General features: G+C 75.1%; 10 protein-coding genes. 6 read left to right on the top strand and 4 right to left on the bottom strand.

Annotation, left to right across the window (positions count from 1 at the left end; translation table 11 throughout):
• Nucleotides 1-66 precede the first annotated feature (66 nt).
• Nucleotides 67-717: a response regulator gene (locus ABZ914_RS39625; protein WP_500199679.1), complete on the top strand. Its 651-nt coding sequence runs from the start codon at nucleotides 67-69 to the stop codon at nucleotides 715-717.
• 21 nt (nucleotides 718-738) lie between these two features.
• On the opposite strand, the gene ABZ914_RS39620 is transcribed toward ABZ914_RS39625, so the two are convergent.
• Together ABZ914_RS39620 and ABZ914_RS39615 are read right to left on the bottom strand one after the other, a co-directional pair.
• Nucleotides 739-1,581, bottom strand: a complete 843-nt coding sequence (locus ABZ914_RS39620; RefSeq protein ID WP_500199675.1) for a siderophore-interacting protein — start codon at nucleotides 1,579-1,581, stop codon at nucleotides 739-741.
• A gap of 47 nt (nucleotides 1,582-1,628) precedes the next feature.
• A complete protein-coding gene (locus tag ABZ914_RS39615) occupies nucleotides 1,629-2,657 on the bottom strand; it encodes an ABC transporter substrate-binding protein (RefSeq protein WP_500199673.1) in 1,029 nt (342 codons plus the stop codon).
• Between the two features lie 247 nt (nucleotides 2,658-2,904).
• Between ABZ914_RS39615 and ABZ914_RS39610 the strand changes: the two genes are divergently transcribed.
• From ABZ914_RS39610 to ABZ914_RS39590, 5 genes are all read left to right on the top strand, one after another.
• Complete coding sequence (locus ABZ914_RS39610; RefSeq protein WP_500199672.1) at nucleotides 2,905-3,861, top strand: FecCD family ABC transporter permease; 957 nt, start codon at nucleotides 2,905-2,907, stop codon at nucleotides 3,859-3,861.
• Nucleotides 3,858-4,895 carry a FecCD family ABC transporter permease gene (locus ABZ914_RS39605; RefSeq protein ID WP_500199670.1) on the top strand — a complete coding sequence of 346 codons (1,038 nt, stop codon included), beginning with the start codon at nucleotides 3,858-3,860 and terminating at the stop codon, nucleotides 4,893-4,895. The genes ABZ914_RS39610 and ABZ914_RS39605 overlap by 4 nt, the downstream gene beginning before the upstream one ends.
• Complete coding sequence (locus tag ABZ914_RS39600) at nucleotides 4,896-5,738, top strand: ABC transporter ATP-binding protein (protein WP_500199668.1); 843 nt, start codon at nucleotides 4,896-4,898, stop codon at nucleotides 5,736-5,738.
• Between the two features lie 77 nt (nucleotides 5,739-5,815).
• Complete coding sequence (locus ABZ914_RS39595) at nucleotides 5,816-7,285, top strand: MFS transporter (protein WP_500199666.1); 1,470 nt, start codon at nucleotides 5,816-5,818, stop codon at nucleotides 7,283-7,285.
• Nucleotides 7,282-7,755: a MarR family winged helix-turn-helix transcriptional regulator gene (locus ABZ914_RS39590; protein WP_500199664.1), complete on the top strand. Its 474-nt coding sequence runs from the start codon at nucleotides 7,282-7,284 to the stop codon at nucleotides 7,753-7,755. Before ABZ914_RS39595 ends, ABZ914_RS39590 begins: the two co-directional genes overlap by 4 nt.
• A 7-nt stretch (nucleotides 7,756-7,762) precedes the next feature.
• Here ABZ914_RS39590 and ABZ914_RS39585 read toward each other — a convergent pair whose 3' ends face one another.
• On the bottom strand, nucleotides 7,763-8,365 hold the full coding sequence (locus ABZ914_RS39585; RefSeq protein WP_500199662.1) for an Rv1733c family protein: 603 nt from the start codon (nucleotides 8,363-8,365) through the stop codon (nucleotides 7,763-7,765).
• A gap of 182 nt (nucleotides 8,366-8,547) precedes the next feature.
• A partial coding sequence (locus ABZ914_RS39580) for a WS/DGAT domain-containing protein (RefSeq protein ID WP_500199660.1) occupies nucleotides 8,548-9,379 on the bottom strand: 832 nt, incomplete at its 5' end.

The following is a 9,379-nucleotide window of genomic DNA, read 5'->3' as shown; positions in this document are numbered from 1 at the left end:
GGCGGGCGGCGCCCACGCCGTGCGCAGCGGCGCCGGTGAGGGCGCCGTGGTCGAGGCGGTGCTGCCGTGCTCCGCGTGATGATCGTGGACGACCACCCGATCGTCCGGGAGGGGCTGCGCGGGATGCTGGCGGCCGAGCCCGGCCTGGAGGTGGCGGCGGAGGCGGCGAGCGGGGACGAGGCGGTCGCGCTGGCGCCGCGGGTGCGGCCCGACGTGATCCTGATGGACCTGCGGATGCCCGGCGGGGACGGGGTGAGCGCGATCGAGCGGCTCGGCCCGGGGCACCGGGTGCTGGTGCTGACGACGTTCGAGGACGACGCGGACATCGTCCGCGCCGTCCGGTCGGGGGCGGCGGGCTACCTGCTGAAGGACGCGTCCCGCACGGACCTGGCCGCCGCGATCCGGGACGTCGCGGCGGGCCGGACGGTGCTGTCGCCGTCGGTGTCGGCGCGGCTGGACGCGGCGCGGGCGAGCGAGGCGCGCGAGGCGGACGCGGCGGGTACCGCGTCGGCGCCCGCCGTGCTGTCGGCGCGGGAGGCGGAGGTCCTCGCGCTGGTCGCGCGGGGGCTGACGAACGCCGAGATCGGGGCGCGGCTGTTCATCGGGCAGGCGACGGTGAAGACGCACCTGCTGCGGGTGTTCGCGAAGCTCGAGGTGTCGGACCGGACGGCGGCGGTGATGGCCGCGATCGAGCGGGGCGTCCTGCCGCCGCCCTGACACCCGTCGCCCGGAGCGGGGTCACTCCTCGGTGGCGGGGCTGCCGCCCCCGACGACCTCGGCGAGCAGGTCCTCTTCGGTGGCGCCGCGCCGCCAGTAGCCGGTGAAGGTGACGTCGCGGCGGTGCAGGCCGCGCTCGTTCACCAGGTGCCGGCGCAGCGCCTTCACGGTGGCGGACTCGCCCGCGATCCACGCGTACGCGCCGTCCGGGAGGGACGAGCCGCGCACCGCGTCGAGGAGGCCGCCCGCGGAGACCCAGCCGATCTCCGCGTCGGCGTGGCTCGGCAGGTCCTGCCGGTCGTCGGGGTGCGGGGTCTCGACGAACACCCGCGCGGGCGTCCCGGCGGGCAGCCAGGCGAGGTTCCCGGCGATGGCGGGGAGCGCGGTGAGGTCGCCCGCGATCACGACGGGCCGTCCGGGCGGCGGGCGGAAGTCGCAGCCGCCGTTGTCGGGCCCGGTCGGGCCGAGCACCGCGACGCGGTCGCCGGGGCGGGCCGCCGACGCCCAGCGGGACGCCGGGCCGGACGTCCCGCCGGGGTGCAGCGCGAAGTCGACGTCCAGCTCGCCGGGGCGCTGCGCCCGCACGGTGTAGGACCGCATGATGCCGCGCTCGGCCGGGTCGAGCGCGCGCCAGGCGGCGAACCAGGTGTCGGCCGACCGGTCGTCCGGGATGACGGGCGCGTCCTGGTGCGGGTGCGGCAGGAAGATCTTGAACCGCTGGTCGCGCCCGCCGCCGGCGAAGCCGCCGGGGCGGCCGTCCAGGCACGTCCCGCCGAAGGTGACCCGGACCATCGAGGGGCCGAGCGGCGCGGACCGCAGGACGTGCAGGTCGAAGAAGGCGTACGGGTGGCTGGGGGTCCTCATCGCTGTGCCTTTCGGTGAACGCGGGCCGGGCGGTCGCGGCCGCTGGGTCAGCCGGTCCTCTTCGCGGTGCGGACGGTCTGGGCGAGGGCCTCGATGATCGGCGCGCACCCCTCGTAGGAGAAGCGGGGCTCGGGCTGCCAGGCGATGACCTGGCCGGCCTTCACCGCGGGCAGGTCCTTCCAGGACGGCTTCGAGCCGAGGTCCTTCGGCTGCAGGGCCTGCGTGCGGCTGTCGAGCATGATGACGTCGGCCTTGTACTTGTCGGCGTTCTCCCAGCTCAGGTCCTCGAAGTAGCCGTCCTGGCCGAGCTTGTCCGGCACGATGAGGTCGAGGCCGAGCTCCTTGAAGTAGATGAGGTCGGTGTTCTTGTCCGGGCTGGAGGCGTAGAACAGGTCGGGGCTGGCGGACGCGGCGAGCACCTTCAGCCCGGCGTTGGCCTTCGCGGCGGCGCGCAGCGACTCGACGGCCTTGTCGAAGCGGGCCTTGGCGGCGGTGACCTTGGCGGACCTCAGGTCGGCGCCGAGCGCGGCGGCGAGCGCGGCGGTCCGCTCGATCGGCTTCGGCAGCGCGACGGAGCCGGCGGAGATCGCGACCTGCGGTGCCAGCGCGTAGATCTTCTCCTTGCTCTCCGCGGGGACGTAGAACAGCTCGTCCTTGACGAACATGTTGTCCACGAGCAGTTCGGGGCGGAGCGAGGCGTACTTCTCGATGTTGAACTCGCCGTAGGCGTTGCCGATGATGGTCAGCCGGTCGACGGGCAGGTTCCCGGCCTGGGGGTCGGGCTTGCCGTCCTTCAGCTTCGTCGGCCCGTAGACGCCGACGAGTTGCTGGTCCACGCCGAAGTCGTAGAGCGCGGCGAGGGCGCCGACGTAGCCGACGACGCGCGTCGGGCGCGACTTGAGCTTCACGGCGGTGCCGCGGTCGTCGGTGAAGGTCCAGGCGCCGCCGGACGGGGACGCCTCGCTCTTCCCGCCGCCGCCCCCGCCGCACGCGCTGATCAGGGCGCCGAGGGCGACGGCGCCGCCGGCGCCGAGAAGGCCGCGGCGGGTGAGGGAGGGGGAGGGGGATGTCCACATTTTCGGCTGCTCATCTCTCATCGAACGCTATGGCCGGATTCCGGCCCGATGGGCGCTTAGGTTAACCTAACCTAAGTCGTTGTCCAGTGGCAGGGGGCGGGTCGTCGCCCCCGGTCCGTCCCCCCGGAGCCAGCCCGTGCCGTTGACCAGAACCGCGCCACCGACGGCCCCAGCGCCCCCACCCGCCGCCCTTCCGCCGGCACCCGCGCGGCGCTCTTGCGCCCGCGCGTTAGGGCTGGTCGCGGCGGTGCTGCTGCTTCTGGCCGTGCTCGTCCTGAGCCTCGCGGTCGGCGCGAAACCGCTGTCGGCCGGCCAGGCGTGGGACGGGCTCCTGCACCGCGGGTCGGGCTCCTACACCGTCGTCCACCAGATGCGCCTGCCGCGCACCCTGCTCGGGCTGCTCGCCGGCATCGCGCTCGGGCTGGCCGGCGCGGTGATGCAGGCGCTCACCCGGAACCCGCTCGCCGACCCCGGCCTCCTCGGCATCAACGCGGGCGCGTCCGCCGCCGTCGTGTCCGCGATCTCCTTCTTCGGCATCGTCTCGTTCGCCGGGTTCGTGTGGTTCGCGTTCGCGGGCGCCGGGGCGGTGGCCGTGCTGCTGTACGCGGTCGGCGGCGGGCGCGGCGCGACGCCCGCGCGGCTCGCGCTCGCCGGGTCCGCGCTCAACGCCGCGCTGTACTCCTACGTCAACGCCGTCCAGCTGCTCGACACCGCGTCCCTCGACCGGATGCGGTTCTGGACGGTCGGGTCCCTCGCCGCCGCGCAGACGTCCACGGTCGAGAAGGTCGCGCCGTTCGTCGCGGTCGGGCTCGTCCTGGCGCTGCTGCTGGCCCGCCCGCTGAACGCCATGGCGATGGGCGAGGACGCGGCGCGCGCGCTCGGCGCCCGTCCCGGACGCGCCAAGATCCTGGCGATCGTGGCCGTCACGCTGCTGTGCGGCGCGGCGACCGCGGCCTGCGGGCCGATCATCTTCGTCGGGCTGATGGTGCCGCACCTCGTCCGCGCGCTGACCGGGCCCGACCTGCGCTGGCTGCTGCCGTACTGCGCGGTCCTCGCGCCCGCGCTGATGCTGGCCGCGGACGTGCTCGGACGCGTCGTCGTCCGGCCGTCCGAGCTCCAGGTCGGGATCGTGATGGTGGTCGCCGGCGGGCCGGTGTTCCTCTACTTCGTCCGGCGGCCGCGCAGCAAGGCGGTCGCGGTATGAAGCCCGCCGTCGTCAGGACGCCGAACGGGCTGTCGCTGCGGTTCCGCCCGCGCGCGCTCGCGGTCGCCGTCCTCTGCCTGGTCGTCGCGCTGGGCGTCAGCGTGCTGCTGATCGGCAGCGGCGACTTCCCGATGGGCCCCGCCGACGTCGTCCGGACGCTGCTGGGGAACGGCACGCCCGCCGACTCGCTGATCGTGAACGAGATCCGGCTGCCCCGCGCGGCGGCCGGGCTCGCGGTCGGCGCCGCGCTCGGGCTGGCCGGCGCGATCTTCCAGTCGCTGACCCGCAACCCGCTCGGCAGTCCCGACGTGCTCGGCTTCACCCAGGGCGCGGCGACCGGCGTGCTCGCCGTGATCGTGCTGACCGGCGGCGGCAGCGCGGCCGTCGCGGCGGGCGCCGTCGGCGGCGGGCTGCTCACCGGCGCCCTCGTGTACGCGGTGGCCGGCCGGCACGGCGCGCACGGGCAGCGGCTGATCCTCGTCGGCATCGGCGTCGCCGCGATCCTCACCGGCGTGAACGGCTACCTGCTCACCCAGGCGAAGATCACCGACGCGGCGCGCGCCGTGCTGTGGCTGACCGGCAGCCTGGACGGCCGGGACTGGGCCGACGCGGCGCCCGTCCTCGCCGCCCTCGCCGTGCTCGGGCCGCTGGTGGTGATCGGCTGCGGGCGCGCGCTGCGGATGCTGGAGATGGGCGACGACGCGGCGCACGGCCTCGGCGTCCCGATCGAGCGGGTCCGGCTGATCATGCTGGCCGCGGCCGTGCTGCTCGCCTCGCTCGCCGCGGCGGCCGCCGGGCCGGTGTCGTTCGTGGCGCTGACCGCGCCGCAGCTCGCCCGCCGGCTGACCCGCACGCCCGGGCCCAATCTGCTGCCGTCCATGTGCATGGGCGCGGCGCTGCTGGTGGCGGCCGACTGGGCCGCGCAGCGCGCGTTCACCGGCCACCAGCTCCCGGTCGGCGTGGTGACCGGGCTGCTCGGCGGCGGCTACCTGGTCTGGCTCCTCGTGACCCAACGCAAGACGGGACGGATCTGAATGAAGGACGCGAACGCGCGGCTGAGCGGCACGGGCCTCACCCTGGCCTACGACAGGCGCACCATCGCGCGCGACCTCGACGTCGCGGTGCCGGACGGCTCGTTCACCGTGATCGTCGGGCCGAACGCGTGCGGCAAGTCGACCCTGCTGCGGGCGCTCGCGCGCATCCTCAAGCCCGCGTCCGGCACCGTCGTGCTGGACGGCGAGCCGATCGCGGCGTGGCCCGCCAAGAAGCTCGCCCGCACCCTCGGGCTGCTGCCGCAGTCGTCGATCGCGCCGGAGGGCATCATGGTCGCCGACCTGGTGTCGCGCGGCCGGTACCCGCACCAGGGGCTGCTGCGGCAGTGGTCGCGGGAGGACGAGCGGGTCGTCACCGAGTCGATGGAGGCGACCGGCGTCGCCGCGCTGGCGGACCGCCCGGTGGACGAGCTGTCCGGCGGGCAGCGGCAGCGGGTGTGGATCGCGATGGCGCTCGCGCAGCAGACGCCGCTGCTGCTGCTGGACGAGCCGACCACCTACCTCGACATCGCCCACCAGATCGAGGTGCTGGACCTGTGCGCGCGGCTGCACGAGGAGGGCCGCACGGTCGTCGCCGTCCTGCACGACCTGAACCACGCGGCGCGGTACGCCACCCACATGATCGCGATGCGGGACGGGGCGATCGTGGCGGAGGGCGAGCCGGGGGCCGTGGTCACGGCGGAGCTGGTCGAGGATGTGTTCCGGCTGCCGTGCCGGGTGATCGACTGCCCGGAGACCGGGACGCCGCTCGTCGTCCCGGCGGCGCGCGCCGCCCGCGCCGCCCGCGCGGAGTCCCAGCAGGTCGGCTCAGGTGCGGCGGGGTGATGGGGGACACAGGCGGCGGACCCCGGAAATAGTTGTACGCTTATAACCGTTGTACGCGTACAACGATTGGAGTCCGCTTGACCGACCTCACCCCCCGCCGCCGGATCCTGGTGCTGGCCATCTGCTGCATGAGCCTGCTCATCGTCAGCCTGGACAACACCATCCTGAACGTCGCGCTGCCCACGCTGCGGCGCGAGTTCCACAGCTCGGTGTCCGGCCTGCAATGGACCATCGACGCCTACCTCATCGTCCTCGCCTCGCTGCTCATCCTCGCCGGCTCCACCGCCGACCGGATCGGCCGCCGCCGCGTCTTCCAGACCGGGCTCGCGCTGTTCGTGCTCGGCTCGGTGCTGTGCAGCCTCGCCCCGTCCCTCGGCTGGCTCGTCGGCGCCCGGGTCGTGCAGGCCGTCGGCGGCTCGATGCTCAACCCGGTCGCCATGTCGATCATCACGAACGTGTTCACCGAGCCCCGCGAGCGCGCCCGCGCCATCGGCGTGTGGGGCGCCGTCGTCGGGCTCAGCATGGCGATGGGCCCGCTCGTCGGCGGCGTCCTCGTCGACTCGGTCGGCTGGCGGTCCATCTTCTGGCTGAACGTGCCGATCGGGCTGGCCGCGCTCGCGCTGACCGCGCTGTACGTGCCGGAGTCCCGCGCCGAGCGGCCGCGCCGCGCCGACCCGGCCGGCCAGCTCTTCATGATCGCGCTGCTCGGCACCCTGACCTACGCGATCATCGAGGGCCCGGGCCGCGGCTGGGGCGACCCCGCCGTGCTCGGCGCCGCCGCCGTCGCCGCGCTCAGCCTCGCCGGGTTCGTCCGGCACGCGCTGCGCACCCCCGAACCGCTGATCGACCTGCGCTTCTTCCGCAGCGTCCCGTTCGCCGGCGCGACCGTCATCGCGGTGTCGGAGTTCGCGGCGCTCGGCGGGTTCATGTTCCTCAACGCCCTCTACCTGCAGGACGTGCGGGGGATGTCGGCCCTGCACGCCGGCCTCTACCTGCTGCCGATGGCCGCGATGAGCGCCGTGTTCGCGCCGCTGTCCGGGCGCCTCGTCGGCAGCCGCGGGCCCCGCCCCTCGCTCGTCGTCGCGGGCGCAGCGACGCTCGCCAGCGCCGTGCTCATCGCCGCGTTCGACGCCGAGACCCACGACGCCACGCTCTTCATCGCCTACGTCCTGTTCGGCATCGGGTTCGGCATGGTCAACTCGCCGATCACCAACACCGCGGTGTCCGGGATGCCGCGCGCGCAGGCGGGCGTCGCCGCCGCCGTCGCGTCCACCAGCCGGCAGGTCGGCCAGGCCCTCGGCGTCGCGGTGATCGGCGCGGTCCTCGCCGCCGGCACGTCCGGCGCGCGCTCCGGCGGGGCCGGCTTCGTGGACGCCGCCCGCCCGGCATACTGGGTGCTGGCCGGCTGCGCCGCCGTCGTGCTGGTGCTCGGCGTGCTCACCACCGGGCGCCGCGCGGCCCGCAGCGCGGAGCGGACGGCCGCGCTGTTCGAGACCGCCGAGCCGGCCCCCGGCGAACACCACGTGACGGGAGCGAGCACCCGATGAAGCAGCCCGGCCCCGCGTCCGGCAGATCGTCCGCCCCCGCGGCGGGCGACCCGCCGGACCTGGCCGCCCGCGCCTGGCGCAACCTCGGCATCCTCATGCACGAGCGCAGCGACCGGCGCGCCGAGGTCACCGAGGCGCTCGGCATGAGCTTCTTCCGGGTCAAGGCGCTGCGCCGGCTGGCCGCCGCGCCCGAACCGCTCACCCTGCGCGGCCTCGCCGACCGGCTCGTCTCCGACCGCCCCTACGTCACCCTCGTGGTGGACGACCTGGTCGAGCGCGGCCTCGTCGAGCGCACCGCGAACCCGGCCGACCGCCGCTCCAAGCTCGTGACCGTCACCGCCGCCGGCCGCGCCGTCGCCGCCGAGGCCGAGCGGATCCTCAGCACCCCGCCGGCCGCCCTCTACGAGCTCTCGCCGGAGGAGCTGGCCGTCCTCGACCGGGTGGCCGCCCGGCTGGTCGAGGACGACTAGCCGGTCCTCACCGCTGGCCGGCCGCGTCCATGCGGGCCCAGTCGGCCTCCCACATCTCGTCGCGGCGGCGGTCGCAGCGGCGGCGGACCAGCAGGTACGCCAGCAGGATCGGCATCGCCACGCCGAGGACCGCGGCGGTCGAGGCGTAGGCCGCGTCGGTGACCGTCCGGCTGTGCGGGCGCGGGCGGACCGTCGGATCGCCCCTGGCGTCGATCCAGATCGTCCGGTGCGCGCCGACCTTCGCGTTCTTCCAGCTCGGCAGCGTCCCGGTGCGGGCCGCGCCGCCGGCGCCGGGCCAGGTCGCCTGCACGGTCTCGTGGATGTAGCGGTCGCCCGAGGAACCGATGCCGCCCGTCGAGACGACGGTGGCGACGACCTGGTGCCGCTGCGCCCGTTCGGCGCGCTCGGCGGCGCCGCCGGCGTGGTACGACCACGTTCCGGCCCAGAACGCCAGCGGCGGCGCCACCGCGAGCATCAGCAGGAGCAGCCCCAGCGCGATCGTCCGCTGCACGCGGTCGATGTGCCTGCGCAGCTCGTTGTGCTCCAGGCCGAGCCTGCGGCGCAGCCTGACGGCCGGTCCGCCGCCACGTCCGGCGCGGGACCCGCGCATCTGCGTCACCTCCCCGGGGCGTGCCCACCCGGCAGGGGGTCCTGGACCCTCACTCCCCAGGATATTCCCGAGTTCGAAGATCGGCACATGATCGGTGACCGAATCCTTTCCCAGGTGGGGCCCGGCATGTCGATGCGGTGGCCTGATCCGGCCACCGCATCGACGGGCCCGCCCGCGGTTCCTCAGGGGGTGCGCGGCGCGGCGGGACGGGCGCCGTCCGCCGCCCGCACCAGCTCGTCCAGCCCGGCCTGCACGCCCTTCGCCAGGACGTCCAGATCCGGCATCGCGTCGAAGTCGCCGGTGATCCCGAAATGGAGCGTCCCGCAGTACGACACGATCGCGGTCGCGACCCGGATGCCGCCGGTCAGCGGCACGTACGGGTGCATCTCCAGGACGCGGCGCCCCATCACGTACAGCGGGAAGTCGGGGCCCGGCACGTTCGTCGTGACCGTCTGCACGATGTCCTGGCGCAGCCGCACCGGGATCCGCGCGGCCAGCGACAGCAGCGCCGGCGCCACGGCCGTGTCGGTGAGCCGGGTGATCGCCTGCGTCCCGGCGGCCTGGTTGCTGCGCTTGACGTCGTCGGTCTGCTCGCGGACGCGGCGCAGCCGCTCGAGCGGGTCCTCCACGCCCACCGGCAGGTTCACGAACACGGCCGCGACCCGGTTGTTCAGCTCGCCGCGCTCGTCCGCGCCCCGGTGCGACACCGGCACCGCCGTCCGCACGACGGTGTCGTCCTCCAGCCGCCCGCGCGCGTTCAGCAGGTCGCGGTACCCGGCGGACACCGCGGTCAGCACGATGTCGTTGACCGTCCCGCCGAGCGCCTTGCGGGCCGCCTTCACCTCGTCCAGCGGCACCCGCTGCCAGCACCAGCGCCGGTGCGGCCCGATCGGCCCGTTCAGGCAGCCCGCCGACGGGCTGGCGAACCGGGCGGTGGCGCGGGTCAGGCCGGACGCGAACTCGCGCAGCCGGTGCGCCTCCCGGACCGCGCCCGCGCTGCGCGCCACGACCGGG

Source organism: Spirillospora sp. NPDC046719 (assembly GCF_040645715.1).
Taxonomy (GTDB): domain Bacteria; phylum Actinomycetota; class Actinomycetes; order Streptosporangiales; family Streptosporangiaceae; genus Spirillospora.
The sequence above is the reverse complement of the archived record's forward strand: the minus strand, read 5'-3'. Positions and strand labels throughout refer to the sequence as shown.

Excerpts from the sequence above, each read along its gene's own strand:
- ABZ914_RS39585 (WP_500199662.1), bottom strand. The coding sequence starts at position 8,365 with ATGCGCGGGTCCCGCGCCGGACGTGGCGGCGGACCGGCCGTCAGGCTG.
- ABZ914_RS39600 (WP_500199668.1), top strand. The coding sequence starts at position 4,896 with ATGAAGGACGCGAACGCGCGGCTGAGCGGCACGGGCCTCACCCTGGCC.
- ABZ914_RS39615 (WP_500199673.1), bottom strand. The coding sequence starts at position 2,657 with ATGTGGACATCCCCCTCCCCCTCCCTCACCCGCCGCGGCCTTCTCGGC.
- ABZ914_RS39590 (WP_500199664.1), top strand. The coding sequence starts at position 7,282 with ATGAAGCAGCCCGGCCCCGCGTCCGGCAGATCGTCCGCCCCCGCGGCG.
- ABZ914_RS39620 (WP_500199675.1), bottom strand. The coding sequence starts at position 1,581 with ATGAGGACCCCCAGCCACCCGTACGCCTTCTTCGACCTGCACGTCCTG.
- ABZ914_RS39605 (WP_500199670.1), top strand. The coding sequence starts at position 3,858 with ATGAAGCCCGCCGTCGTCAGGACGCCGAACGGGCTGTCGCTGCGGTTC.